The sequence below is a fragment of the Bengtsoniella intestinalis genome (genome assembly GCF_039719005.1).
Lineage (GTDB): Bacteria > Bacillota > Clostridia > Oscillospirales > Oscillospiraceae > Oscillibacter > Oscillibacter intestinalis.
Window position 1 is genome coordinate 2684999 of record NZ_CP133584.1, and the last position, 26312, is coordinate 2711310.

A 26312-nucleotide genomic window follows, 5' to 3' on the forward strand; every position below is an offset into this window, starting at 1 on the left:
TGTGGGTAAACATGTTCAAGTTGAACATGTTTATTGAATAGTAGAAACCAACCGCTCTAACGCCACTACAAACGCTTCATCTTGCGCTGTCGTCCGCTTGCTGCCGCCCCGCAGGCGTCCGCCACCGCGACGGATTTTTTGGGCGGTGTGGCGGGCTAGGAGGAGGGCGTCGATGTTGTCGTTGGTGTAGAGCCAGCCGTCTTGGTGGATGGGTTGGGTGCATCGGGACAGGCACATGGCCGCCAAACCGTAGTCTTGGGTCACTACAATATCGCCTTTTTGTAGCAGGTTCACCAGAGCAAAATCCACGCTATCTGCGCCCTTATCCACCACCTTTGTGGTGGCACCGTCACGCTGAATTTGGTGCGCCGTGTCGCATAGAATGAGACAGGCAAGCCCATGGGCCGTGGCAATCCCCACCGCTTCATCCACCACAGGACACCCGTCGCCGTCAATGATAATTCGCATGAAAAAGTCCTCCTGTTGACACTTATTCCATCCCCCATAGAGCCAATGGTTGCAAAATGGGGATGAGCTGATTGCCTTTTTCGGTGATGAAATATTCTACTCGAATGGGCATTTCGTTGTACTGGACACGCCGAATCAGCTGGTCTTTTTCCAGCTCTTTGAGAGACGAGGCCAGCATGGTATTGGTGATGCCAGTGACCTTTTTCATCAGCTCATTGTAGCGGATGCCTTGTTGGCAGGACAGCACACAAAGGATGGGGATTTTCCATTTGCCCCCAATGCGTTTGAGCGCCACTTGCAGGGGACAGGTTTGCCCACAGGGGCAGTGGTCCGCTTTGCAGGTACTCATATTTTCCGCACCTCCTCAGATTTTTTTGCGTTCTTGACTGTATATATTTGGTATGATACTATCATATCAGCTAAGAAAAACAAAGTCAATCCTAAAAACTGAGTAAGGAGTCAACGATGAAAAATTTAGAAGCAGTGAGCAAATTATTCCAAGACCCAGCCAGCGTGAAGGTCATCACCACGGTGTCCAAAGAGGGCGAACCCCACACCATCGTGGCTGGTAGCATCATGGTGGTGGACGAGAACACCATGGCGGTTGCTGAAGTGTTTATGAACACCACCAGCGCCAATTTGGCAGACAACCAAAAGGTTGCTTTGCTGGCTGTCAAGGGCATGGAGTCCTATTTGGTCAACGCCACCGTGGAAAAACGTCACACCGATGGTGGGCTGTTTGACACCATTTCGGGCCGATTTGCCGCCATGAATATGGTGGTGAAAGCGGTCTGGACCTTCGCTGTTGATAAAATTTACGACGAAAGTGCTGGCCCCAACGGTGGCAAGCAACTGTTTTAAAAATCGATTTCACGGGAGGGAATTGCGGTATGAATGCAAAGGTTGTGTACTACACAAAGTCTGGGAATACCCAAAAAATTGCGGAGGCCATCGGCTCTGCGGTGGGTTGTCCTGTGATGGATGTGCGCACAAAAAACGACGATGCCGTGGATGTGCTGTTTTTGGGCGCATCGGTCTATAAGTTCGGCATTGACAAGGAAGTAAAGGCATATATTGACGGATTAAACCCTGCAAAAGTGGGAGAAGTGGTGATTTTTTCAACTTCTGCCATGTCTGATAGCGGTTATCCCAAGTTGGTGGCATTGCTGAAAAACAGGGGGATTGCTGTCTTTGACCGCCATTTTTATTGCAGAGGCGCATTTATGATGGCCAACAAAAACCGCCCCAATCAAGAGGATATTGCCAAGGCCAAGGCATTCGCAGTTGACTTTTTGAAGTGAAAAATAAGAATAAGCCCTCCCAATCGTAGCCCTATGGGGTATGATTGGGAGGGCTTTTGCGTGGGTTGAGAATTGGGTTTGCGTGTCGTTCCCCCTCAATAAGCGCCCTTGGAGTAGGTCACTTCGTAGCTGTGGGTGTAGATTTCGAAGACGATGCCGAAGGGGTCTTCAACGTAGCACATCTTGTATGGCTTTTCGTCGGGGTAGTAGGATTTGATGGGCATGCGCTGTTTGCCACCGTGCTTCACAATGTTGGCAACCAAGGTTTCGATGTCAGGGTCTTGGACGGAAAAGTGAAACATACCCGTGTTTTTGAACTGAAATGGTTGTTTTTGTTGGTTGTTATCGGCAAATTCAAACAGCTCGATGCCGATGGAATTGGACGTGACTATGTGGGCGATTTTGAAGTCGCCATGGCCTTTGTCAAACACCTCTTGGCACATGATGCCGATGGCGGAGGTGGTCTCCTCGTGAATCACCGACGGCTCCATCACCACGTACCAGCCCATGACTTGGCTATAAAATTCCACGGCCTGCTCCAGATTGGGCACGGACAAACCGATGTGGGAAAATGCTCTTGGATATTGCATTTGCGTTGCCTCCTTGTTGTTATGGGCTCAGTATACAACAAGGAGGAAAACAAGGCAATTAGGTACTTTTTTGTACCTATATTGCAACTTATAGGTCGCCTAAGGAAATGCCATTTTGCTGGGCATATTCCTTTGAAAAATCGCAAAATCCTTCCACCAAAGGAATCAGCCCTTTGTAGTCGGTGGACAGGGTGTATTCCACGTTTAGCGGCTTTTCGGACACCACGGTTCGTGTCAAAATGTTGCTCTGCTCCAACTCTTTTAGCTGGGTGATGAGCATTTTGCTGGTGATGTCAGGGATGCCTTTTTGCAACAGGGAGAAGCGGTTGTCACCGTTCAAAATGTGCCATAATATCCGCATTTTCCACTTGCCGCCTAGCAAATCCATAGATAAAAGTAGGGCGCAGGTGTAATTTTCTTGTATTTTCATGGTTGTAAAAATCCTCGTTTCAAATGACCATCATCCAACAATCTCAAACAATTCCTTCAACGTCTTGATTTCGTAATCGATTTGAATGGACGCATCGCCCTTGACCTTGCCTTTGGGGTTGAACCAGCAGCAGTGGATGCCGGCGTTGTTGGCGCCGGTCATGTCGCTGGACAGGGAATCGCCAATCATCAGGGCTTCTTCGGGGTTGAAATCAGGGATTTTGCTGAATGCGTGTTGGAAAAATCGCACATCTGGTTTTTCATATCCTACTACATCGGAGATGAAAATACCGTCAAATAAGGCACCTAAGCCTGTTATTTGCAACTTTTTGTTTTGTGCCACTGCTGTGCCATTTGTCACGGCGTACTGCTTCTTGCTACGGCTCAACTGGGCGCAAACGTCGTAGCCGTCGTCGGTCATCACTGCATAATCCCCCAGTTTTACTTGGTACAGGGCGTTCATAGCGTGGCAGTCGATGCCGTCCAAAGACAGTTGTTGCACGAAATCTTCAAATCGGCGGGTCAACATGGTGGATTTTTCGATGCCACCTTGCACCAACAACTCCCAATAATTGTGGTTGATTTGGGAATAGACCGCCACATCTTCGTCGGTCAAAACCACGCCAAACTGTTGAAAACACATCTTTAGCGCCACTTTTTCCGAACTTTTGAAATCAATCAACGTGTCATCAATATCCCAGAATAAGTATTTGTATTGCTTTTTCATAAGCGATTTGCCTCGCATTCTTTAGCATTTTGTCACGCATTGGCGGACGTTATCGGATGTTATTTAATAACCTTTCCATCCAACACCGCACTCGCCAAAACATCCCCTTCATACACCAATTTTAGTGAGAAAAAGGGTGCGTTTTGGTCTAGCAAATCCAGAAAAATCTGGTCGCCTTCCCACATGGGCAGGGCTCGCAGGGCGGATTTTGCAATCCATTCTAAATGGCCTTCGTTGCAGGCGTGTTGTTCGCCAGACCAGGCCGTGGCGGTGAACAGATGCATGTATTCGGTGGGGTACAGGTCGGACACGAAGGTGACCAAGCCACGATAGCGGTAGTCGGTCAGGGTCAGGCCGCACTCCTCCCAAACCTCACGCAACAGGCAGTCTTCGGGGCTTTCTTTGTCCTGAAATTTACCGCCCAAACCAATCCATTTGTCACGGTTGGTATCGTTCTCTTTTTTCACTCGATGGAGCATCAAATACTGGTCATCTCGCTCCAAATAGCACAGTGTTGTTTGTAAACTCATATCAAAACTCCGTCGCAATGGTCAATTTCATGTTGGATGATTTGGGCTGTCCAGCCAGTAAACGTCTTCAGTCTGGTTTGGAACTTTTCGTTCTGATATTCCACCTTAATAGACTGAAAACGCTTGGTTTTCCGCACCCCAGTCAGGGATAAACAGCCTTCTTCTGTCTGGTAAGCACCACTGGTTTTCACCAGTTTTGGGTTGAACATCACCATGTATTCACCCTCGTTGTCGAAGGCAATAATCCGCTTGGAAACCCCAATCATGTTGGCGGCCATGCCCACGCAACCTGCCTTGTGATGGGTCAACGTCTCCAGTAAATCTTGGGCGATTTGCAGGTCATCTGTCGTGGCAGGCACGCTGGGGATTTGCAGAAAATCTGTGTCTTTCATAATGTCTCGAATCATGGGTTGCTCCCTTCTAAACACAGTGTCAGCAGTGCTTGACACCCCTCTAAAACGTCACGATACGTCTCATCAAAATTGCCTGTATACCAAGGGTCGGCGATGTCACGAGGGCGTTCGGTCAAGTCTAACAGGCGCTTGATTTTACCCTCTGGATCACCGCCAGTGATGCGCAAGCTGTTGCGAATATTGGCGCTGTCCATGGCCAAAATATAGTCGTAAGTTTGGTAGTCAGCCTTGGTCATCTGCACGGCACGATGGTCGCACAACGGCACCCCAACTTGTTGCAATTTGCGGCGAGTGCCATGGTGAATGGGGTTGCCGATTTCCTCACGGCTAGTGCCAGCGGAATCGATGACAAAGGCGCCACTCTTGCCAGCCTTGGCTATCAAATCCTTCATGACGCACTCCGCCATAGTGGAGCGACAAATGTTGCCATGACAGATGAAAAGAATTGAAATCATAGGGGTTCTCCTTGTGATTTTGTTTTGACACCAGTATACCAAAGTTTTGGGCAAAGCGCAATCCTCCTGTGTCCTTGGGCGATGCCAAGGGACACAGGAGGATTGTTTGCTTATAAAAGAGTGCTCAGCATATACACTGCCAACACGATAGAGCCCACGGAAACGGCGGTTTTTAGAGGCTTTTGGTTGATTTTATGGGCATTGCGACTGCCCAAATAGGTGCCCAAACCATGGGTCACGCCCACCAAAAGGAACTGTGTCCAGGGCAGTGCATCCAGTTGATAACAATAGCCCACAAAGGCTGGCAGGGCGATGAAAATGGAGTCAAACAAGGCGATGCCGATGGCCATGTGGACGCTGATGCCCAGCACTACCAGCAGGGGCATCACCAGCACAGGTCCTCCTGCTCCAGACAGGGAACAGATGGCGCCAGTGACCACGCCCACCGCTACCACAAAGGCTTTGCTGTCAAGCAACTCATGGCGCTCTTTTGCCACGGCGGTGGTGTTGCGGTTGCGATAGAGGATGGAAATCCCCGACAACAGCACCACCAGATACAAGAGGGTTTTGGCCTGGGTGGCAGGAATCAAACTGTTCAGCATGACGCCTACCAGTCCGCCCAATACACTACCTCCACAGAGGAATGTGGAAAATTTCAAGTCTAAATTGCCTTGTTTGTGGAAATTCCAAGAGCCTATGCTCCCCGAGATGAGGAAGGCGAAAAAGCTCAAGGTCAACGACAGTTGCACCGAGTAACCTAGCCCACCTGCGTACAGCATGGGGAGCAAAAACCCTGCAATGCCACAGATACCAATGAGACCGCCCACCAAAAAGTTGCAAAGGGCAATGATGCACATGGTCATATCTTAGATGGCACCTGTCAGTGCCAAGGTGATTTGGGCAATGATGGCGGAACCGACGAAGGTGCCAGTCATGACCAAGAAGGCAATGAAAATCATTTTCCAGCCTTGCTTGGCAAAGGAGGTCAACTCATTGCTGATGGAAATGCCTGCAAAAGCGCCCACCATGGTGAGAGGCGCAGTGAAGTTGATAGCACCAGCGCTGGCGATGACAAAGGTGCTGATGGGAGAAATGGGGCAGGCCAACAGCAGACCAATGATGGAACAATAGGCGATGACAGGCAGTTTGAAGGGGATTACATTGCTGCAAAATACCCCAGCCAAGGAAATGGCAATCAGCACACCGATGCCAGGCAGAGAGGTGAGAATATCCACGCCAAAGCCCACCAAATTGGCCAGAGCCATACCCAGTCCTGCCACGCAGAACATGACAATCCATTCAATATAACGCATACTCATTCACCCTTCTTTCGTCCGATTTTAGGTTCTAATACCGCATAAATTTTGTTACACAGAGGGATGCCTAAGAAAATGGCAACGTAAATCCCAGTGGTGCCAGATAGGGTTTCACTGGTGGCAGCCAAGGCAGAAATTTGATCCGCATAGGTTGGGAAAATTTCAGACAGAGTGGCCACAGCGGAGGCCATCATAATCCCTGCCCCTACCCCAGAGGCCATGCCCAGAGCGTAAGGGTGGAGAAGACCAGTGGCAGCAACCAGAGACACCATGAAGCCGAAGTAAATGGTGCCAATCATGCCACCGACAATGTACACAGATAGGCTCCCACGGGCTTCGTCAGAGTCGGGGCCAAACATGTCGTTCATCAGCGCCAAATTGGTTTCACGGTTGATGGAGTGGGTGGCGCCAATGGCTTCACGCTTCATGCCCAAAGCAATGGCGATGGGCAGTGCCAAGAAAATGGTGAACAGGTTGCCCAACTCTTGCAAAAGAAGGGCGGGGCCTGCAGCGATGACAGTGTCCAAACTGGCACCTGCGTTAATGCCGATTTTGGCAATAAAGGGACAGATACACACAATCACCAACTTTTTGGCCGCATCCACATCCTTGGGCTTGAACACCTTGAACACTTGAGGGCCAGTGATGATGCCTAAAATGATGGCATAGAAAATGGGGAACAAAATCAAGGAGCCTGCCCCAATGCTGAAACTGAATTGACCGATGGAGTCGGCGATGAAGATGAACACGAAGGCACCTAAAATGATGCGCCATTGGGCTTGAAACCGTGCCTTTAGGGAGGGATAATCATAGGTTTTTTGACTCATAATAAACTCCTTTTGTTACTATATATGACTATATTTTACCGCTTCATAACGGATTTTTTCTTCGTCTAAGGTGGTCAGATGGCGGTTTTCCATGAGGAGTTTGCCGTTTACAATCATGTGCGTCACATCGCTACCCCGTCCGCTTTCCACCAAGGAATTGGTGATGTTTTGGGTGGGTAGCAGATGGAGCTGTTGGGTGTCAATGGCGATGCAGTCGGCAGGCGCGCCAACGGTCAGGGTGCCCAGCTGTGGGATGTTAAATGCGGGGGCGATGCCTTGGGTGGCCATTTTCAAAATCTGTTTGGCTGGCATCACCTGTGGGTCAGCGGTTTGGACACCGTGGGTCACGTTCATCACCCCACGGAACAGGCGCATTTCTTGGAACAAATCCAAGCCACCATGGGCGGCACCGTCAGAGCCGAAACCTACGGAGATGCCACGAGACAGCAGTTGTGGGGTGGAGGGCACCCCTTTGCCACAGTTGGAGAAGGGGCAATGAGCGATGGTGACACGGTGCTTGGCGATGATGTCCATTTCTGAGGGGGAGAGGAAAATGCCGTGGGCCCCTAAAAAGCGACCGCCCAGTAAATCTTGGTGCTCAAACCATTCATAAGGCCGTGCGCCGTACTTTTCAATGAAGTCCATCACCTCGCTGGCGTACTCGTTGGTGTGGGTTTCCATCAGCAAGTTTTGCTCTTTGGCATAGCCACACATGGTTTCCATCATTTCTTGGCTGGCGGCGGTGGGAGCGGTGAAGGAGCAAGCCCCTTGGAGCAGAGTGCCCTGTAAATCACGGTGTAGTTGAGACTGCCGTGCCAAGGCTTGGGCAGGGGTGGTGCGCAGGCTCTCTGGCATGGCAGGATTGTCGTTGGTCATGTAAGACAAAATACCACGCAGACCACTTTGGTGGTACACTTGGGCGAAGGCTTCCACATGGTGACCGCCCACGTCAACAAAGGCGGTGGTGCCACTGCGAATCATTTCAACAGCCGCCACAGATGCACTGAGGGTGGACTCTTGGGCGGTTAATTTGGACTCGAAAGGTACGTTGATTCGCTTCCAAATCACAGGTTTTTCATCGAGCAATCGCCCACGCAATAGCTGTTGACTGGTGTGGGTGTGCCCGTCTTGTAAACCTGCCATCCACAGAAGCCCTGCGCTGTTGATGGTGGTAGTACCTTGCCAGCTTGAACTGTCGCCAATGTGGACGATGGTGCCGTTGGTGATGGCCATGCAAGCTGCTGATTGTGGGGTCATGGTGGCGTCTAAATAGGTGATATTTTGCAAAAGAATATCGCAAGTTTGAATCATGTGTTTCCTCCTTTTTGGGGAATCAATCTTCCGTAGGGACAGGGCTTGCCCCTGTCCGCCTTGGGATGGTGGGTGGAATAGGAGCGGACAACCGCAAGGGTTGTCCCTACCTCTTTGAATGGGTTTAGTATAAACATACCGCCATCAAAAAGAAAGGACAAATGGGCACTTTTTGCAAAAAAATTGGAAATATAAAAAAGAGTATGATATAATACCTTTGTCATTCAGATACGCTTTGCTTATCTGAATGACAGCTAAAAACGAAGAACTAAGAGTGAAAAACTATGGGGACGCAATCAGGGTTTTTATACAATCCTGCCACCCCTTGCAAGAGGGGCTGGGCGTAGCCCAGAAGGGGCTTTTAGCCCCATGGCAGGTGCGTGACGGCTTTTTGCCTGCCTGCAGGGCGCTCTGGCTTTAGCCAGAGCAACAGCGTAGCTGTAGGCAAAAACCTATACAATCCTGCCACCCCTCGTAAGAGGGGCTGGGCGTAGCCCAGTAGGGGCTTTAGCCCCATGGCAGGTGCGTGACGACTTTTTGCCTGCCCGCAGGGCACTCTGGCTTTAGCCAGAGTAAGGGCGTAGCCCTAGGCAAAAATCTATAGTTTTTCACTTTTCACTTTTAGCTCTTAGTTAAAAATGTGGGGGCGATTGTATGAAATTTACAGAGATTTTAAAGCAGTATCCCGATTTGAAACCCTTGCTTGCCAATATGCCAGAGGAGTTGCGTGAGCATTTTCGTCTGGCGCAGTACAAGGCCAATGGATTTATCCATGAAAAAAACACCCAGCTAGATGCCTTTGGCATTTTGTGCAAGGGTGAGTGTCGCATCGTGAATATTTTAGCCAACGGCAACGTGTATATGATTGAGCGGAACAAGGCGGTGGCCTTCATCGGGGAAGTGACGCTGATGGCAGGGGAAACCCTGTCCTCTGTCAGCATCGAAACTGTGACCCCTTGCGATGTGCTTTACCTGCCATTGCCTGATTTTTATAGCTGGATACAGCGTGATATTGGCTTTTTGTATCACTTAAACCAACAAATCGCTAGAAAACTATATACCACCTCCTCCGCCCAAGGAGAGCGACAATATTACCCCGTGCAGTATGTGGTGCTCAGCTATTTGCTGAAGGCTTGGGAGGGTGATAGCCACAAGAAAAAGCAGTTTGTGCTGGGCGAAACACGGCAACAAATGTGCGAATCCATGGGCTTGACCGTGAAAACTCTGAACCGCACCATCTCCGCCTTTCGTGACAGTGGTTTGGTGTCCATCCAAAAAGGGAAGGTGTCTTTCGCCGCCACCCAAGTGGAGCAAATGAAAAAAGAAGCCCAAGTGTATGTGGGCAAAAACCGCAGAAGCTAAGAGAGTTAAAGGAGGGATACCACCATGGCAAACATCACCGAAGTCGTTGCGGCGCTCATCTGGGATGGGCATCGTTTTCTCATTTGTCAGCGACCTGCCCACAAGGCAAGAGGGCTGCTTTGGGAGTTTGTGGGCGGTAAAACTGAAGCTGGCGAAACGTCGCAACAGGCGCTGATTCGGGAGTGCCAAGAGGAGTTGGGCATCACCTTGAACGTGGGGGAAATCTTCATGGATGTGACCCACGAATACCCTGATTTGACCGTCCATTTGACCTTGTTTAACGCCACCATCGCCCATGGCACACCCCAACTGTTGGAGCATAACGCTATGGCGTGGATTGGGATTTCTGAGATTGAAAACTACGATTTTTGCCCTGCAGATGTGGAGATTTTGGCACAAATTCAAGCTAAAGCACCACGGTGCCAGTGGCCCAATTTGCTGACCTCACCGCTGTACATGGAGTACCACGACCACGAGTGGGGCGTGGCCTCTCACGACGATGGGTATTTGTTTGAAATGCTGGTGTTGGAGTCCTTCCACTGTGGACTGTCATGGCTGTTGATGCTGAAAAAACGAGAGGGATTCCGTACTGCGTTCGATGGGTTTGACCCTCATAAAATCGCCAACTATGACGATGCAAAAGTGGCGGAATTGATGGATAATCCTCAGATTGTCCGCAACAAAGCCAAGATTTTAGCCACCATCCAAAATGCCAAAAGCTACCTACAAGTGGTGGAGGAATTTGGCTCCTTCGACCGCTATATCTGGTCGTTCACCGACGGACAAACGGTGCGCCATCCCTTCGACGGCGTCACCAATCGCAACCACCTCTCCGACCGTGTTTCTAAGGACATGAAGCGCCGTGGCTTCAAGTTCATGGGCACCGTCACCACCTTTTCCTACCTAGAAGCCATCGGCGTGATGAACAACCACGCTGAGGACTGTTTTTGTTGTGAAAGTGCTTGCAATTGAGAGGGTTTACCATGAAAGTATGGATGAAACGAAGCACAATGCTATCCCTTGAGCTGACCGTTTTGGCAGTTGCGCTGTATTATTTGGGTGGGCAATGGTGGCTCAAAACCGTTGCCATCGCCACTGGCACCACCTGTTATCATTTTGCCATGCGTTTGGCGGTGGGCACTTGGTATCAGTGGAAATTTGCCAATCAAATGGACTATCATCATGGGTGGTTTGCCCCAAAATCTTGGGAAAAACCACTGTATGACAGGTTGCAGGTGAAGCGTTGGAAAAGGCATTTGCCCACTTATGACCCTGCTGTTTTTGACGTGAAACAGCACAGCTATCAAGAAATTGTTATGGCCATGTGTCAGTCTGAATTGGTACATGAAACCATTATAATATTATCGTTTTTGCCCATTTTTGTATCCTATTTCTTCGGTGCCAGAGGCGTGTTTCTCGTCACATCCATTCTGGCAACCATGGTAGATTTGTCCTTCGTGGTGATGCAGCGATACAATCGGCCACGGATGGAGCACTTGATGGCACGGATGAAAAAGTATTGATGATGGCATACAAATCGCCCACCTGTGGAGTGTTGTGGAGAAATCTGCCAAACACAGGTGACAATGTGGAAAAATCGTGCTATGATGGAAATAAAAACAGAGAGGGAGGGCGTTTGTGATGCCTGTATTGTTGATTTTAGGGTTCTTTTTGCTGATGGTTTTCTTGCTTTACATGGGCTGGGAAGTGGCCTTTTGGATACTCTTCGGCCTGCTGTGCCTAATAGCCGCAGGAGCGATTTGTATGCTGATTTCCATCTTCGCTTCAGGCGGAACGCCCACCGCAACCCCGCCGTCTCCCAAGGAAAATCACAACCAAACCGAAGAAGAATTCAACGAAATGGCCATGACCAACCTGTACGCCAATTATTATTTGGATCAGGATAAGAAGGACAAATGACGCAAAAAGGAGACCACCTCATGACACTATCTCAACAATTTCAACAAGCCTTGCTGACCGCCTGCCAAACAGCGCAGGCCGAAGTGAAAGGCTGTCAAATGACACGACTGCTGCAAACCATCGACAAGCGTGGCGGCGTAGAAACCGTGCAAGAGCTATGCCGTCGTGGACGGTTATCCGATGGTTTTGATGCTCTGAAACAAGCCAACCGACTGGATTTATCCCCAGAAGCCATCGTCATCCAGAAACCCTTCGGCACATTGTTTACCGACGACGAAGTGAACGGCTGTTACGACGTGCTAGTGGAGTGTGGATATTTTGGGTGAGGAGGGCTCTGCCTTGGAACTGAAAACGACGCACCTGACAATCATAGAGATTGACCAAGAAACAGCGCAACAACAGGCTAGCTATGATAGCGCTCAGGCGGTGCAAGCGCATATGGGTACGTTGTCTGATGAAGCGTTGCTGGAAATAGTGGGCGCCAAGGCGCAGTTGCAAGAACTGTTTGATATGCTGGAGAAAATGGCTCATAGCCAAGACAAGCAGTATTTTGGAGCTTTTTTGAAAGGTCGCCAAATTGGGTGTATCACCTTGGTAAATCCCCAATCAACTTGCCCGGAATTGCAAATTGAGATGCAAGAAGCATTTCGTGGGCATGGCTATGGACGTGAGTTTTTGAATGGATTTTTAAAAGGGCTGTTTGAAAAACGACCTGATTTGACCGTTCAATATACGGTGCTGCCATCCAACGAGCCAAGCTTGGAGCTGGTGTGCAGAATGGCTTTTTTGCAAGTGAGCAACAATCCAGTGGAGCGCTTCTTTGTAAAACGCTATCATATTTCGGCGTTATCCAAGATGGCGTATAGAGCCCATGAAGGGTGTACAAACCATAAGCCAGAGCTAGAGAAAGATAGCCGTTGTGGATGCTTTTATTGTTTGAAAAGTTATGACCCCAAAGAGATAGAAGAGTGGCTTATTGCTGACAATAATGCTGATCGTCGAGGTACGGCGCTCTGCCCCTATTGTGGCATTGACGCCGTCATCGGTGAGTACTCGGGGTATCCTATTACCAAAGAGTTTTTAGAAGCCATGTATCAAATCTGGTTTACTGCGGGGTAAGGGCGATGCGTGCAGGAAAAGATTCTAGCCTTGTTGATATACAAAAAAATAGCACAGTAGATTCGAGAAATCTACTGTGCTATTTTTGTTTAGGTGGAATCAATCCTTGCCGAACACGTCTTCGTTAGTGTATCGCACATCAGTAGACTCGGCATCCTTATCCGCTTCATCTAAAAGTTCCTCGATTTCCGCAGGGTCTAAGGCATCCTCCGTCATGTCTTTGGTGCCGCCGCCGAAGTACTAGCCTTTTGACTCTACAAATTCGATGAAGGCATCCAAGAATTCGTCGTGTGACACGTCGACTTCGGTGGAAACGCACCCTTGGATTTCAAACACATTGCGTTCGCCACCCACACAGTACCGCCGCAGAGCATGGTACAGCCGTTGTTTGTTGCGGAACAGTTGGCGGCGCATTTTTAGGCGTTCTTGGGCTTTTTCTTCGGGAGAACGTGGGGGCAAACCCAGTTCATCCCACCACTCGTCTATGTCGCTGGCGGTTTCGGCATAGTAGGCGTCTTGTTCCTCAGGGGACAGTGCTTCCAACGCTTCCACTTCGGCGACGGATTCGTCCAAAACGTGTCGTTCGGCCTCCATGTCCGCTTCTGCAAAGCCGAAAAAGGTCAGTTCGTAAAGGGTGTCCACTAGTAGGGGAACGGCGCCCACGTCCTCCAAATTGGCTGCATTGACCTGATAGCCCATGATTTCCGCCCATGGCACAAATAAATAGGAATAGCTCTCAGGGAAAACCTCGCTGCGGATGCCAGCGTCCAAGGTTTCGTCGGACAAAGTGGCTGTGTCAACCGTGTTTTCCAAGATGGGGCTGTAGGGAATGGGGCGAGCCATTGTCTCGGCCTTGTATACAGCGGTGTCCATGTGGGATTCACCGTCATCTTCGTAGACAATCCCCAGCAAAACGTCATCAGTGGGGACGGCTTCCAGCTTCAGCAGGCCTTCGATAAGCGTGGCATAGTTGGCATAAATCTTGGGATATTTGGCGGTATTCAGGTCATAAAGGGTAATGGTGTAGCGGACGATGTCCTCCGCGGAGTGTTGTGCCAACAGTTGTTGAATGGTCATAAGCGCCTCCTTTTTAAGCGGTGAAGTAGCCGTCTATATCAAATGTCTGGTGGCCAAATTCTTCTGGAAACTTGGTTTTTAGCCAAGTGGCCTTGTCCTTTATTTGGGCGATGATAGGGTCGATGTCGTAGTTTGAATAGGTACGAGCACCTGCTAAAAAGGAGAGAATATCGTTGCCAAAAATCCGTTCATCGTGGTCGATTTCGGACGTGTGAGCATGGGTGGCATAGGTCACGAACAAGCAATCGTCTTTCAAGAAATGATTGCTGAATAGGCAAGGTTGATAGACCAGTTTTGCGATGTTTTTCGTGGAGAGATACCCAAAACACTTGTAGTATCGACCGTAAACATACCAAGCAGGCAAGTCCTCTGGCTTGATTTTGGTTCTATAAATGCCGCCCGAAAACAAGTAGCCGCCTTCGTCAACAACATAGTGAGGCGCACCGCTTGCGAAGGAGATTTTTTGGATGGAATAGTAGTTGCTAGAGAATTTTTTCATACGCACACCTCCTCGTTTGGTGGGGCTATAGTGGTTTCTGTTCGCACTATAACACAGGTGGGATAGAGTGTCAATGGGGGTGGATTTGCCGTGTTTTAGCTGCTTTTGATGGTTTTGTAGCCTGTTTTTGCTGTCGTTTATCTGTGAAAGTGAGAATATTTTGAATGTTAAAATGGCTGTATTATGCTATTTTGTGAGATAATAAATATAATTATCGCCATTTGAAAATATAGCTTTCAAATAGAAAAAAGCACCGCCCCTACGCTTATCGTACACAAAACGCGGGGGGTATCGGTACAAAAGTCAGTACCCTCTGAGGTGTAAAAACTTGCATATTGGGGGCCGATATGGTATATTTTTGAAAGGACAGGTGGCATGTGTGGGAGATAATGGGTGAAAATTTATTGCTCGCAAAATGTGTACTAATTCGTCCGCTTGTGGTATCGATTCAACATAGCCTTAGCTAACAATATCATGCCTACGGAGACCTCTTTTTCAGTATGTTTTCTATTTTGCTAATGTAATAAAAATAGCACATGCTATCCTATCATTGTCGTCATTTATTGTCGAGTAAATGAACGGTATAATAGATATATCTAAAAGAGGGGCGGGTGTTGTTTGGTATCGTGTGTGCTTGCACCCTTGGGCTATTTGACTTTGGTATCATCATTGATTTGCTGATTTTATTGTTTAAACCCAATCCTTATTACCCATAGAAAATGAAATTCAGGAGAGATCAATATGCAAAAGAAACTATATGTGCTTTGTCTTATGATAGTGTTATGTGGAGGACTTGTAGGTTGTGCGGATTCCTCCATAGAGGCAGACTTTAATACCGATACAACGGAGAGGAACGACAGCACGATTGCTGCTGATAATTTCTATGAAACAGCAATTACTGAATATCTAGCGGCTAAAGAATTCGTCGAGGGGGAAAATATAAAGTTAGATATTGCAATTTCTGATGCAGAAGAACTCGTCCAATCGGATAGATCTGTGTTGGACAATGCCTGTATTTTAACCCTTCAAAAAACAATTCTTGATGCAAAAGCAACTAAATTCGTTGTAGAAGAAATGCCAGATGAAACAGACGACATTCTTCTTGCTATTGACGCATTAAATGCTGTCAATTACAGCGATATAATTGGGAATTTAGTTGGACACAGTGAAAATTTGCAGGAGAGTCAGATGCAGTTTGCATTGGTGGATGCTCCATCTGAAGAATATATCATTGCTTGCTTGGAAGAGGTTCCATCAATTATAGCGATAGAGAGTGTGACTGAATTTAATGATCAAAATGGCATGCTCAATACCGATGGTGGGTATACTGCTCAAATCTTTTTTGCCAGCGATTTTGTCAATCAAACGCTTGTGAAGGGCACAAGTGCTATAGAAAAAGGCACGGCAGGCGGCGGCAGTATAGAGGTCTATGCGACGCAAGAGGACGCTTTGAACCGAAATGCGTATTTGGAAGAGCTAGATGATACGTCGTTGGACACGGGTTCTCACACGGTGATTGGCACGGTTTTAGTTCGCACATCAAAGACATTGAATGCAGAGCAACAAGAGGAATTGGAGCAATTTATTATAACGGCCTTGACGGATTTAGATGGCGCAGTAACGTCATGAGAAATATAAACAACTATCATCCCAGTCGATATAATACACATAAATACCAATTGATTGAGCCTGGTATTTATAAAATAGATGACCGCTTTGTTACGAGTCTGAGCTTTGTTCAAGAGCCGGATCTCGGTGAAGGTTGTAGCGCGGCATACATTTCTCAATATCCGTTAGAAGATGTACTAGAGCGGTTTTGCGTGTTTGTTAGCAATTTCTATCCGGGGCGAAACACCCCTTGTTCAGAGGTGTGTTATCTTGAATTTGCAAGTAAAGATATAGCAGATATTCGGAATCTTAGGTCAATTATTGGGATGCGTGTATATAATCGCATTTGCAGTGAAAATCCAAATAGGGTTGCGTTAATTATTGAGTCGGCATAAAGGGAAAGTGGGGTGCATGGTGATAAAAAAGGTATATAGATATTTGTCGCTAGGCTTAGTTGTTGCAATGTTTATTCAATGCCTGTCTGGGTGTTCAACACAGACCACTGACACAAGTTCATCCGCTGGGAATCTTCAAGAGGAATTCATTTATGAATCGTTTATCTATGAGGAGGAAATTCAAGAGGAGCATCTGGAAGAATCGTATATTGTAGAACACTTAATCTATGAAGATGGACTATATGAATATCAACTGACTGAAAATATTGTGAGTCAGGCCTATGTTGTAGAGCTTGTCGTCAGCGACCATATGGAAGAAGATTTCTTAGCACAGTTGCCTGATGACATAGAAGGTTGCGACATTGATTGGGTGGCGGTTGCTGGAAAGTTTGCGGTGGGTACGTCCATTATTATAGCGTCTGGCGTAATATGTGTGGCAACTGGTGGGTCTACGTTCTTTACATTTGTATCGCCTGCAAAAGTTGCTAAAGACGCCTTTTTCGGAGCGGTTATTGGTGCAATTTTAGATAGTGTCATAGAGAGTTTGGCGGATGGGGAGATTCCTTCTATAGAAACAATAGAGTTTGATATTGAAGGGGCCGCAGCAGGGTACATGTGGGGGGCCATCGAAGCGGTTGGATTTAGTGCCTTGTCAAATGTGAAACGCTTGGCGCAATTCAAAAGTGTCACAGGTGGGATGCTTAAAATCAATCAACAAGGCATAGTATTCAGCGATGCAGGCAAGCGAATTGGACAAGCGCTTTTTAATGCAGATGGAACATGGTGCCTCGTGGATGAGCTTACCAATACTGTGCGAGTATTTAACTCGGCAGGGGATGAAATTATAGCGACAGCTGCAAAGGCGTTGCCTGCTAATGCAAAGTTAGGAAGCTATATCGGTGGCGTTGTCGTCACGCACTACACTGATGATATGGGGCAAATTTTTCGCATAGGAGACAATCTGGTTCCTAATTTTAGCGGAACATTCAATGGGGCACAAATTAAAACTGACAGCCTTGGTCGATTGACAAGCAGTTCTGTGGAAACGTTAGCGTTAAAATCTGAAGGGACATGGCGAAAATATATTTCAGAATCTATAGAGGTGATTGGAAAAGGTTCCCAACAGGTGGGAGACCAACGTGGCCATTTAATTGCAGACTGGTTTGGCGGTGACAATACAATGGCAAATCTTGTGCCCATGAGTGCACAAGCGAACCAAGGAGAAATCAAAGCGATTGAGACCAGTTTGGCAAAAGCGCTGGGGCTAGGGCAAGAAGTTAGCTTATCAATAGATGTGTTATATAAAGGGACTAGCTTTAGACCAGATAGTTTCCAATATATATACACCATTGCTGGCGAAGTATTCACTGAAATTATTAAGAACATATAAGGAGAGAGATTATGAGAGAGAACAAGAAAACTCTGAAAAAATTGCTGCCTTGGGGTATTATGCTCACTATGCTTATGACTGGCTGTAGCGACAGTGATGCCACGGAAGAAACCCGTACAGATATTTTTGAAGCACAAACTGCAATTGCATATTCTTCTGGGGAGGATGGGGAGTGGAGCTATGGGAACCAACGAAAGGAATTCCCCCTTACGGATGCGTGTTATGCACGAATCGCCAGCACAATTATTGCGGATAAATCAAAAGATGTAGATACTGAAGTAACCGTTACATATCGGTTCACAGGGGTAGAAAATTGTACAATCCAACTCTCGGATGGCAAGGCGTCAGAAGTGAAAACTAGCGATGATGATACAGTGGAATTTACCCGTGTCCTGTATGCGCAGGATGAGGACGAAGCAGCTGAGGATTTTGCCATCTTTAGATATACAACATCTAGTGAAGCAAGTGTAGTTTTGGAAGTCATTTACGACGATTTCGTCGCGGAGAAATTTGATGATCGCAATACGATGTACTTTACCGCGGATGGCACTGCTCTGGCTATTGGAACTCATTGAGTTCTGCTGGACTGCCCGATGGCTCTTAGGTGGATTCTAGTACAGAATGAGCACGCTTTATTGATGTGGTAAATATTGTATATTTCACTCATCTTTGATATAATGGTATCAAGATCATGTTGCTACGTGAGATGAGGGGGATGTTTGTATGGGACGTGTTTCGACTAAGGAAAATAAAACGGTGTATCAGGTATGTCGTGAAGACTTGGGGTTATCTCGAGAAAAGGCGGCTGATTTGTTGCAAGTGGTGACACCGGAGCGGATTGAGAAAATTGAAAATGAGAAAATCAATCCGCAACCAGAGGATATTATGGCTATGGTTACAGCTTATGGCGCACCGAACCTCTGCAATTACTATTGTGCCAATGAATGTCCCATTGGCAAGCAATATGTACCAGAAATTAAGATAAAAGAGCTTCCACAAATCGTGTTGGAGATGTTAACTTCTTTAAATGCCATGGGTCGCAAACAAGAACGGCTGATTGAAATCACGGTGGATAATCAGATTGATAGTCATGAAATCCAAGACTTTGTAACCATCCAGGAAGAGTTGGAGAAAATATCCATTACGGTAGAGACATTGCAACTCTGGGTGGAGCGGATGTTAGCCAGTGGGGCCATTGATATGGATGCTTATCTCGCTTGCAAAAACAAATAATGCCGATAGCGCCATCTTAGGATGGCGCTATTTTTGCGCTATTTTGCTATTTTGGTGAAAAAAGGCAGGCTTATTTTGCTGAACCCGTCCTGTTTTGTTTGATGAGTGGGCGCTATAATAAGTATATCAAAACAAGCAACGAAAGGATGTGGACGCTATGACAACGAAAGAACGCATCCTCACCATACGGCTCAAGGAGAAAATGGTGAAGCGTGTGGGTGAGACAAAAGTGAAAATAGCAACAGTGACAGATGGAAAGAAGGTGTGTTGTGATGGGAAAAAGTAAATGGGTTTCGTTTTTCCTATGCCTGTTTTTTGGTATTTTAGGAATTCACAAGTTCTATGAAGGGCGAGTGCTTTTTGGGATTTTATATCTTTGTACTGGTGGCCTTCTGGGTGTAGGAGTCGTGATTGACTTGATTATTCTACTATTTAAGCCAAATCCGTATTATCCGTGAAAATTATTAAATGAGAAATAGGAGGGAATTGTTATGGGAAATTTGGAGAATATTTGGGGATTGGCTGTTGTTATGATTCTAATAGTGATATTGTTGAATGGGTGTCTGGAGAAATTAGGGGAGGGAGCGAGAAGAAAAGCAAAAAAGAGCAGGTTCAATAAAAATATATCGGAAGAAGACTTTGCAGAAATTGTATATAAAGTCGTAAAGCGTGTTAAACGCATTGAGTACATGAAGGTGACAGGAGAATTGGTGGAGTGCAGGGTGTGCTCAGAAAGTGGATTGTCATATTGGAACTTTATGTTAGATTTTGACGATCGTGGAAAGATTACTGGTAAATATCAGGTTACAACGGAGAATCATGATTCGAATATTCCGAATAGATTGGGTGATACAATACAAGCGCAAATCCTTGGCGCTTAATGCAAGGCATAAAAACAAATTACGAAGGAGAGAACATCATGAATCAACTATACGTCCTCACTGACAAAAAGGCGGAGGTGGTGACAGAACATACCTATGAAGCTGAGTTAGAGCTTCAGACGATTGTTACGGAGAACCCCCACCTTTTGCTTGCGCCCAGTAGCGCAAAGCAATTGTTTCTGATTGAACCAGAGTTTACATTGCCAGAAGATGAAGGCTCTAGCAATTCCTTTTCGCTGGATCACTTGATGGTGGATAGCGATGGTGTGCCTGCATTGGTGGAAGTAAAGCGGAGCAAAGACACCAGAATCCGCCGTGAAGTGGTGGCGCAAATGATGGATTATGCCGCCCGCATGCGTTGTGTGGATGTGGATAGCTTGCGGACGTTGTTCCAAGATGAGAATCAAGAAGAAGGTTTGGAAGAATACTATACAGACGAGTTCTGGGAAAAGGTCTCTGCCAACTTAAAGGCTGACCGTATGGCGCTGTATTTTGTGGCAGATGAAATCCCATCTACACTGGTCACCATGATGGATTTTATGCGCAGAACTATGTCTGGCATTGCCGTTTATGGCGTGGAAATTAAGGAATACCAGTCTGATGGAACGGTGCTGTTGTCGTCTTCTGTGATTGGCGGATATGAGCCCGAACCCATCCAAGTGGGTCAGGAGTGGGACGCTACTAGCTTTGGAGCACAGATGCGCTGTTTGCATGATGACGGACTTATCGATGTGGCTAAGAATCTGCAAACCAATTGTGCTGGTTTGGGCTATACCATTTTATTTGGTCGTGGAATGAAACGCCCGTCGTTTCGAGGTGTTGTGGGAAAAACCACTGTGTTTCAAGTGGCGATTTCTGCCTATGAAGCACAACCCAAATGTAGCATCGAGATTTGTTTGCCCCTGATGCAACGGGCACTTGGTCACGAGTCTGATGAAAAACTGCGCACACTGTTTAACGACTTCCCAGACAAAGAAAAAGCAATCGAAGATGAAAACATCCGTAATACGCCTCAATATTTGTACTATACACTGTCTTATTTCAAAAACAGCCAGCGACTCAAAGAGCTGTTGGAAAAGCTGGCTGCTGTAGAGGCGGAATTGGCCAACTAAGAACTACAAAAAGAGCACGCAGACCAAACTCTGCGTGCTCTTTGCAATTTATTGGAAAAAAGTGTATACTAAATTTGAGAACCCCATTATTTGTCTATTTCGTTTGATATAATCATTTTAAAGGGAGGCGCTACCAATGCTTGATTATGGCTCTAGCAAAGGCTTTCGGCTGATTCATATGTATGAACTCTTGAACAAGGGGCAGGTGTTATTTAAGGAGCAACTTGTCCAAGCCTTCGGCATCACAGAGAAAACTTTTCAGCGTGATATTGACGATTTGCGCACCTATCTTTGTAGCACCCACTTCGATGAGGGTGAGGTGTCCATCAAATATGACCGTATCAAGGGTGGGTATTATTTGGTGCGGATGGAGCGTGAATGGCTGACCAATCAAGAGGTATTGGCACTGTGCAAAATTTTGTTGGAGAGTCGTGCTTTTTGCAAAGAGGAGCTAGACCCCTTGGTTGATAAGTTGGTGACACAGGCCAGTCCCGATGCTCGTCACGAGGTAGCGGAAATTATTCGCAACGAAAAGTTCCACTATGTGCCCCTGCGTCATGGTCAAGCCCTGATGGATTCCATTTGGGGGCTGTCCCAGTGTATTTTGAAGTCTGAATATATAGAAATGACCTATCGGCGTGGCGATGGCGCCACAGGTGTCTATCCGCTGAAACCATCTGCCATTTTGTTTTCGGAATATTACTTCTATTTGATTGGCTTTATGGCAGATGAGTTGAGAGATTACCCCATTATTTTCAGGGTTGATCGCATTGTCAGCTTCCGTGGCATGGGTGAAAAATTCCATGTTCCCTACGGCAAGAAGTTCAACGAGGGAGAGTTCCGCAAGCGTGTGCAGTTTATGTATAGTGGTCCTTTGCGGATTGTGACCTTCGAATATAGTGGTCATTCTGTGGAGATGGTTTTGGATCGACTTCCCACGGCGGAAATCATCAAGGAGGAAGCTGGCGTGTATACCATCCGTGCGGAGGTGTACGGCGACGGCATTGATATGTGGCTAGGAAGCCAAGGTGATGCAGTGAACGTGTTGGATTGAAATAGGAGGAAAAGTTATGAAAAATGAAGAACACCCATGTCCCATTTGCAGAAAGACTATGTTTGAATCATGGATATCATTTGACATCTGTGGGTTTTGTGGATGGGAAGATGATATTCCTGAAGAAGATGAGGAGAGCCCTGATAGCATCACGGGACCCAATGAATATGAGCTTTTGGAGTATCGACAAAGATATCGAGACGGTTGGTTGCCAGATTGTCTTGTGAAAGATTTTGTAGAAAGAGATGATAATAAGCAAGTCTTTCATCCAGATATCGGCATTTTACAATACACTTACAACCTGTTTTCCTTCCCGGAGGACTACTTTACCAGCAGAACCGCCGAGGAGCTACATATCACTGCGGCGCAACGGCAAGAGATTATCCAGATGCAACAAGATGCCCAGCGGTATCGGGATGACCCAGAATATCGAGAAATTGTGGATGAAATGGCCCGCAAGAAAGCGCAGGAGCTTTTGAAGCTATTTGAAGAAGCATGACAGAAGTGAGAGGAGCGTTCCTATGAATCAAGAAAATTTGAGCAAAATCCTTGCTAACTATGGTGATAAGTTAGAATTTCTCAATACAGACCCCCAGGATGAATGGTTTAAATGGGAAGCAGTCCAGCGGTTTCAGCAGGAGTGGGCAAAAGATTTGCCCTTCGCTGAGAAGCTCAAAGAGGCCACATCCAAGAGTTCTGTGCTACTGGATAACGGCCATGTTTCGCCATTGAGCGGCATTCTAAAGATGGCAGAGTGTGCGCCACAAGAGGTGGAGCGACTCTTTGTGGAGGTGCTGTTTGCTGACGATGGTGGCGATTTGGCATTGCGCCAGCATCATATGGATGCCTTTTTGGAAGGTATTGAAGCTGTCCGTCAGCAACATTTTCCCCAGTGCTGGAAGTATGGGCAAAATCGCAATACCGCCTCTGTGTACCTAGCCCTCTATGCCCCAGAGGACAATTATATTTACAAGCACACCGCCGCTGAGGCGTTTGCCAAACACTCAGAATTCGGCTTCGATATTGGCATCGGTGAGACCTTTAGCCTAGCGAATTACTATAAGCTATGCGATTTGCTGGTGGCGGCGTTGGAAGCCGATGCGGCATTGGTTAAGAAGCAGGAAAAGTACCGTAATAATCTCTATACAGATGAAAAGCTACACCTATTGGCCTTTGACGTGATGTATTGCGCCAAAACCTATGGGCTGTATCATGGGGTGGAGTCCCTGACTAAGCGTGAGAGTCTTCAGGCACAAAAACTGGCAGATCAGGAAGCGCAAGAGGCACTGGTTCGCCTTGCGAAGGTGGAACAATTGCAACGAGAAATCCATCAGCTAGAGCAAGAGAACGAAGAATTTTACGCCATCTCCCTGCTCCATGTGCAGGTGCATCATAAGCAGTACGGCGTCGGAATGATTATTGCCCAAACAGGGACAACGGTCATGGTGGAATTCCAAGAGAAAACCACAAAATTTATCATCAACAAGAAGTTTTCTGCCAGACCTACCTTTGAAAACGACGCAGAAATCGTAGAAATTTTCACCCAATATGACGTGCGTACTACGCAAATTGAGCGATTGAAAAAGGAATTGGCAAAATTATCAGTATGACACAAGTGCTGGTGAGTTATGAAATACAGATTATTTCTAGGGTGGGAGGTCATGAATCATGTTGACAAAACCATTGCATGGGTGGACAGACTTTCAGCTAGAAGGGACGTCTACACACGCATTAAGCTTTCTTGATGATATTGCCTATGAATGGTTAGACCATGCTATACACGGGCTGGAAACATTGTCACCGTTTTGCGTAAAAGGATATTTGGAGCCCGATAGATTTTTGTGTACAGTAAGCTTTTGCAATTGTCATATTATTATTGAGGATGACGAGCGAGACCCTTTAACAGAAGAGGATATTTTGAGTGAATATTCCCATACCAGTATGATTGCTTTTTGCAAATATCTGCATCAAGACATTAGTCAGTATTTTGAAGAATGGGTTTCATTTGCGGATTGGAGGCATAACGCAGAAATAGACAAAAGGGATGAACTAACCCTAAAATTAAAAAAGCTAGAAGATTTGATTGCTGAAAAAGAATATTTCTGGGATGAAAATCGTTGCTTTTTATAATGAACGATGCAATGTGGTTTGCCGGTTGGTTTGGAAAGTGAGGGAGCTATATGAAAACTGAATTTTTATTTTATGAATTCTTGGATTATGAAAACGGGAAAATTGCATGCTTGGAGATGACTGGAGACGAGGAAATTCCAATCAATATTTTCATTGATAATGCCGAAAACGTTCATATTCAAGCCAAAGAACACTGCGATATTGATGTCATTGGTATTGGTAGCAACATTGAGGTCTTTGCGTCTGAAGCGGCATTGAAGAATACGAAGCAAATGTTGGCGCCCATAGCACTCATTCCAATGGGTACATTTCCTGTTGACTCTAATCGTGACAATTTTGAGCCATCACCACATATTCTGTTCTCGGGAAAGGTACTGGCAGTAGAGTATAACGCAGATGCGACACCGTCAGATGCAAATTATTGTATTACTGTAGAAACTTTGGGTATGACTTTTACAGTCTACACACGATACGAAGCCACTATTGCTGTTGGATATATTGTCAAAGGCGTTGCATGGCTCTTTGGTGATATGGAAGTTCATTGTCTGACTTAAACATACAACAATTGGAAATCAAAGTTTTTATCATAAACAATCAGATGTGGTTTGCCGGCTGGGTGGGATGATAAGATAGAGAAGAACACCCGGTTATGTTCCAGTGGAACATAACCGGGTGTTAGCCATTTAAGACTATCATAGAAAAAGTTCGCCTTTTTTGCTTTCTACGGGAATATTGATCCTGTCAATGTAGAGGCGTAAAAAATATACCATATTGGACCCCAATATGGTATATTAATTTCAAAAGGGAGTGATGCAGATGGAAACACGGGTTTTGAAATTATCTAGTGTAAAAGCAGGCGGTTCGGCGGGGGTGCATACATTAAAATATCGGCTGGGATTGCCTAGTCAGTGGGTGAAAGCCATGGGGCTTGATGGCGCAGAGCAAGACCTGCTGGTGGGCTTTGATGGGACGCAAATCACCATCCGCAAAAACCTCACCTCTCAGATTGACCAGTTTTTAGCAGAGGCGGTGGCTGGCAATCACAAGGTTTGGGAGTATCACTACTACAACGGAAACGCGCTGTGCTCTCGCATCGTGGCAGACTTCACCGCCTGCGCCATTCGGGTGGAAAATCAGCCCGATACGCTCCTGATTCACACGGCTTTTGGTGCCACAGAAGACCCCGCTTGGTCTGATTTTATAGGCTTTTTAGAAGAGCGTTGCGTGCCACGAAAGCGAGAAGGCATTGCGGACTATTTGGCCACTTTGGGAGTGGAGTCCTATGACCCTGTGGCCATTGTTTCGGCAACCCAAGGGCGCATGGCAGAAGATCAGCAATGGTTGGAGGTGGTAGAACCATGGTGAAGAAAACCGTGGTGGCAACAGCTGCCAAAGGTAATCAAGACAAGTGGTTAGACCATGGTCTGTGGTATAAATTAGACACGGGCTCTTTTGAATCTTTGGCGGAGACTGTGGCCTCTCAGCTGCTAGAAAAAAGCAATATCCAATCCCAGTTGGGCTATCAGATTGTACCTTATGAAGTCACAAAAGTGATGCGCCACGGGCAACAGCGGACAGCGTGTGTGAGCCCCAATTTCTTAAAAGAGGGGCAAACCATCGTCACTGCCGATCACCTGCTTCGCCGTGCGGTGGGCGCAGATTATCAGACCCAAGTGTTTGCTAAATGCAGAACCTATCCTCAGATTCTTGAGACCTTTGTGGACGTGATGGTGCAGGTCACTGGCTTGGTAGATTTTGGCGCCTATTTGACGTTGCTGTTTGAATGTGACTGCCTGATTCGCAATGTGGATCGGCACCTGAATAACATTGTGGTGCTCTGGTCGCCAGAGGGATATGACTATTGCCCCATCTTTGACAATGGCGCCAGTTTTCTGCTGAACCCACTGGAGTATCCGCTGGATGTCAGCGCCAAATCTTTGGTGAAGGGCATCAAAGCCCAACCCTTTCGCTATGCCTTTTCTATCCAAGTGCGGCAAGTACGGAAATTGTATGGGCAACAGCTCCAATTGACCATCGCCCACCAAGAGCTAGCACAAATCGTGGATGACCAACTGCACCACTATCCGCTTATGTACCAAGGTTATCTGAGGGAATGAGTGCTAGAGATTGTGGCGTTGGGACGGAGCGTGTTGGAGGGATGATGA

37 protein-coding genes are annotated in these 26312 nt (G+C 46.8%); 23 read left to right on the forward strand and 14 right to left on the reverse strand.

Features of this window, described 5'->3' with window-relative positions; translation table 11 throughout:
• Positions 1–30: 30 nt before the first annotated feature.
• On the reverse strand, positions 31–468 hold the full coding sequence (locus tag RFF05_RS12750; RefSeq protein ID WP_409967447.1) for a DUF188 domain-containing protein: 438 nt from the start codon (positions 466–468) through the stop codon (positions 31–33).
• A gap of 22 nt (positions 469–490) precedes the next feature.
• A complete protein-coding gene (locus RFF05_RS12755; RefSeq protein WP_409967448.1) occupies positions 491–817 on the reverse strand; it encodes a winged helix-turn-helix transcriptional regulator in 327 nt (108 codons plus the stop codon).
• A gap of 116 nt (positions 818–933) precedes the next feature.
• Here RFF05_RS12755 and RFF05_RS12760 point away from each other — a divergent pair, with 116 nt between their 5' ends.
• On the forward strand, positions 934–1329 hold the full coding sequence (locus RFF05_RS12760; protein ID WP_409967449.1) for a pyridoxamine 5'-phosphate oxidase family protein: 396 nt from the start codon (positions 934–936) through the stop codon (positions 1327–1329).
• Positions 1330–1358: 29 nt separating this feature from the next.
• Positions 1359–1769 carry a flavodoxin family protein gene (locus RFF05_RS12765; RefSeq protein ID WP_409967450.1) on the forward strand — a complete coding sequence of 137 codons (411 nt, stop codon included), beginning with the start codon at positions 1359–1361 and terminating at the stop codon, positions 1767–1769.
• 95 nt (positions 1770–1864) lie between these two features.
• On the opposite strand, the gene RFF05_RS12770 is transcribed toward RFF05_RS12765, so the two are convergent.
• The 10 genes from RFF05_RS12770 to RFF05_RS12815 all read right to left on the reverse strand — a co-directional run bounded on the left by RFF05_RS12770 (position 1865) and on the right by RFF05_RS12815 (position 8367).
• A complete protein-coding gene (locus RFF05_RS12770) occupies positions 1865–2359 on the reverse strand; it encodes a VOC family protein (RefSeq protein WP_409967451.1) in 495 nt (164 codons plus the stop codon).
• Positions 2360–2447: 88 nt separating this feature from the next.
• On the reverse strand, positions 2448–2789 hold the full coding sequence (locus RFF05_RS12775) for a winged helix-turn-helix transcriptional regulator (RefSeq protein WP_409967452.1): 342 nt from the start codon (positions 2787–2789) through the stop codon (positions 2448–2450).
• Positions 2790–2819: 30 nt separating this feature from the next.
• The gene (locus RFF05_RS12780) at positions 2820–3515 is read right to left on the reverse strand and encodes a YjjG family noncanonical pyrimidine nucleotidase (RefSeq protein WP_409967453.1); all 696 of its coding nucleotides are present in this window, start codon (positions 3513–3515) and stop codon (positions 2820–2822) included.
• Between the two features lie 59 nt (positions 3516–3574).
• Positions 3575–4045 (reverse strand): NUDIX hydrolase, encoded by a 471-nt coding sequence (locus RFF05_RS12785; RefSeq protein WP_409967454.1) that lies wholly within the window; start codon positions 4043–4045, stop codon positions 3575–3577.
• Positions 4042–4452 (reverse strand): peptide deformylase, encoded by a 411-nt coding sequence (locus tag RFF05_RS12790; protein WP_409967455.1) that lies wholly within the window; start codon positions 4450–4452, stop codon positions 4042–4044. Before RFF05_RS12790 ends, RFF05_RS12785 begins: the two co-directional genes overlap by 4 nt.
• Complete coding sequence (locus RFF05_RS12795) at positions 4449–4913, reverse strand: low molecular weight protein-tyrosine-phosphatase (protein ID WP_409967456.1); 465 nt, start codon at positions 4911–4913, stop codon at positions 4449–4451. The genes RFF05_RS12790 and RFF05_RS12795 overlap by 4 nt, the downstream gene beginning before the upstream one ends.
• Positions 4914–5023: 110 nt before the next feature.
• Entirely contained in the window at positions 5024–5776 is a 753-nt protein-coding gene (locus tag RFF05_RS12800; protein WP_409967457.1) for a sulfite exporter TauE/SafE family protein, read from the reverse strand.
• A gap of 3 nt (positions 5777–5779) precedes the next feature.
• Positions 5780–6226 carry a DUF340 domain-containing protein gene (locus RFF05_RS12805; RefSeq protein WP_409967458.1) on the reverse strand — a complete coding sequence of 149 codons (447 nt, stop codon included), beginning with the start codon at positions 6224–6226 and terminating at the stop codon, positions 5780–5782.
• Positions 6227–6228: 2 nt separating this feature from the next.
• On the reverse strand, positions 6229–7056 hold the full coding sequence (locus tag RFF05_RS12810; RefSeq protein ID WP_409967459.1) for a DUF3100 domain-containing protein: 828 nt from the start codon (positions 7054–7056) through the stop codon (positions 6229–6231).
• Positions 7057–7074: 18 nt separating this feature from the next.
• Complete coding sequence (locus tag RFF05_RS12815) at positions 7075–8367, reverse strand: amidohydrolase family protein (RefSeq protein WP_409967460.1); 1293 nt, start codon at positions 8365–8367, stop codon at positions 7075–7077.
• A gap of 654 nt (positions 8368–9021) precedes the next feature.
• On the opposite strand from RFF05_RS12815, the gene RFF05_RS12820 reads away from it, so the two are divergent.
• From RFF05_RS12820 to RFF05_RS12845, 6 genes are all read left to right on the forward strand, one after another.
• Complete coding sequence (locus RFF05_RS12820) at positions 9022–9729, forward strand: Crp/Fnr family transcriptional regulator (RefSeq protein WP_409967461.1); 708 nt, start codon at positions 9022–9024, stop codon at positions 9727–9729.
• A 24-nt stretch (positions 9730–9753) separates the two neighbouring features.
• Complete coding sequence (locus RFF05_RS12825) at positions 9754–10701, forward strand: DNA-3-methyladenine glycosylase I (protein ID WP_409967462.1); 948 nt, start codon at positions 9754–9756, stop codon at positions 10699–10701.
• A 23-nt stretch (positions 10702–10724) separates the two neighbouring features.
• Positions 10725–11252: a hypothetical protein gene (locus tag RFF05_RS12830; RefSeq protein WP_409967463.1), complete on the forward strand. Its 528-nt coding sequence runs from the start codon at positions 10725–10727 to the stop codon at positions 11250–11252.
• 115 nt (positions 11253–11367) lie between these two features.
• Positions 11368–11649 (forward strand): hypothetical protein, encoded by a 282-nt coding sequence (locus RFF05_RS12835; RefSeq protein WP_409967464.1) that lies wholly within the window; start codon positions 11368–11370, stop codon positions 11647–11649.
• Positions 11650–11669: 20 nt separating this feature from the next.
• A complete protein-coding gene (locus tag RFF05_RS12840) occupies positions 11670–11975 on the forward strand; it encodes a hypothetical protein (RefSeq protein WP_409967465.1) in 306 nt (101 codons plus the stop codon).
• A 13-nt stretch (positions 11976–11988) separates the two neighbouring features.
• On the forward strand, positions 11989–12768 hold the full coding sequence (locus RFF05_RS12845) for a GNAT family N-acetyltransferase (RefSeq protein ID WP_409967466.1): 780 nt from the start codon (positions 11989–11991) through the stop codon (positions 12766–12768).
• Positions 12769–13008: 240 nt separating this feature from the next.
• Here RFF05_RS12845 and RFF05_RS12850 read toward each other — a convergent pair whose 3' ends face one another.
• Both RFF05_RS12850 and RFF05_RS12855 read right to left on the reverse strand, forming a co-directional pair.
• On the reverse strand, positions 13009–13845 hold the full coding sequence (locus tag RFF05_RS12850; protein WP_409967467.1) for a DUF6557 family protein: 837 nt from the start codon (positions 13843–13845) through the stop codon (positions 13009–13011).
• A gap of 13 nt (positions 13846–13858) precedes the next feature.
• A complete protein-coding gene (locus tag RFF05_RS12855) occupies positions 13859–14344 on the reverse strand; it encodes a hypothetical protein (protein ID WP_409967468.1) in 486 nt (161 codons plus the stop codon).
• Positions 14345–15085: 741 nt separating this feature from the next.
• Here RFF05_RS12855 and RFF05_RS12860 point away from each other — a divergent pair.
• The 15 genes from RFF05_RS12860 (at position 15086) to RFF05_RS12930 (ending at position 26264) form a co-directional block, all read left to right on the forward strand.
• The gene (locus RFF05_RS12860) at positions 15086–15973 is read left to right on the forward strand and encodes a hypothetical protein (RefSeq protein WP_409967469.1); all 888 of its coding nucleotides are present in this window, start codon (positions 15086–15088) and stop codon (positions 15971–15973) included.
• Between the two features lie 390 nt (positions 15974–16363).
• Positions 16364–17737: a DNA/RNA non-specific endonuclease gene (locus RFF05_RS12865; protein ID WP_409967470.1), complete on the forward strand. Its 1374-nt coding sequence runs from the start codon at positions 16364–16366 to the stop codon at positions 17735–17737.
• Between the two features lie 11 nt (positions 17738–17748).
• Positions 17749–18312, forward strand: coding sequence for a hypothetical protein (locus RFF05_RS12870; RefSeq protein WP_409967471.1), 564 nt, complete (start codon positions 17749–17751; stop codon positions 18310–18312).
• A 148-nt stretch (positions 18313–18460) separates the two neighbouring features.
• Entirely contained in the window at positions 18461–18970 is a 510-nt protein-coding gene (locus RFF05_RS12875; protein WP_409967472.1) for a helix-turn-helix domain-containing protein, read from the forward strand.
• A gap of 157 nt (positions 18971–19127) precedes the next feature.
• On the forward strand, positions 19128–19256 hold the full coding sequence (locus RFF05_RS12880) for a hypothetical protein (RefSeq protein ID WP_409967473.1): 129 nt from the start codon (positions 19128–19130) through the stop codon (positions 19254–19256).
• Positions 19243–19428 (forward strand): TM2 domain-containing protein, encoded by a 186-nt coding sequence (locus RFF05_RS12885; protein ID WP_409967474.1) that lies wholly within the window; start codon positions 19243–19245, stop codon positions 19426–19428. Before RFF05_RS12880 ends, RFF05_RS12885 begins: the two co-directional genes overlap by 14 nt.
• A 33-nt stretch (positions 19429–19461) precedes the next feature.
• Complete coding sequence (locus RFF05_RS12890) at positions 19462–19851, forward strand: hypothetical protein (RefSeq protein WP_409967475.1); 390 nt, start codon at positions 19462–19464, stop codon at positions 19849–19851.
• Positions 19852–19889: 38 nt separating this feature from the next.
• A complete protein-coding gene (locus tag RFF05_RS12895; protein WP_409967476.1) occupies positions 19890–20963 on the forward strand; it encodes a hypothetical protein in 1074 nt (357 codons plus the stop codon).
• A 136-nt stretch (positions 20964–21099) separates the two neighbouring features.
• Entirely contained in the window at positions 21100–22017 is a 918-nt protein-coding gene (locus tag RFF05_RS12900; protein WP_409967477.1) for a helix-turn-helix transcriptional regulator, read from the forward strand.
• A gap of 16 nt (positions 22018–22033) precedes the next feature.
• A complete protein-coding gene (locus RFF05_RS12905; RefSeq protein WP_409967478.1) occupies positions 22034–22516 on the forward strand; it encodes a CPCC family cysteine-rich protein in 483 nt (160 codons plus the stop codon).
• Between the two features lie 22 nt (positions 22517–22538).
• Positions 22539–23627: a hypothetical protein gene (locus RFF05_RS12910; RefSeq protein WP_409967479.1), complete on the forward strand. Its 1089-nt coding sequence runs from the start codon at positions 22539–22541 to the stop codon at positions 23625–23627.
• Between the two features lie 58 nt (positions 23628–23685).
• Positions 23686–24147 carry a hypothetical protein gene (locus tag RFF05_RS12915; protein ID WP_409967480.1) on the forward strand — a complete coding sequence of 154 codons (462 nt, stop codon included), beginning with the start codon at positions 23686–23688 and terminating at the stop codon, positions 24145–24147.
• A gap of 50 nt (positions 24148–24197) precedes the next feature.
• The gene (locus tag RFF05_RS12920) at positions 24198–24701 is read left to right on the forward strand and encodes a hypothetical protein (protein ID WP_409967481.1); all 504 of its coding nucleotides are present in this window, start codon (positions 24198–24200) and stop codon (positions 24699–24701) included.
• 262 nt (positions 24702–24963) lie between these two features.
• Positions 24964–25512 carry a hypothetical protein gene (locus RFF05_RS12925; protein WP_409967482.1) on the forward strand — a complete coding sequence of 183 codons (549 nt, stop codon included), beginning with the start codon at positions 24964–24966 and terminating at the stop codon, positions 25510–25512.
• A complete protein-coding gene (locus RFF05_RS12930) occupies positions 25506–26264 on the forward strand; it encodes a hypothetical protein (RefSeq protein ID WP_409967483.1) in 759 nt (252 codons plus the stop codon). Before RFF05_RS12925 ends, RFF05_RS12930 begins: the two co-directional genes overlap by 7 nt.
• Positions 26265–26312 lie beyond the last annotated feature (48 nt).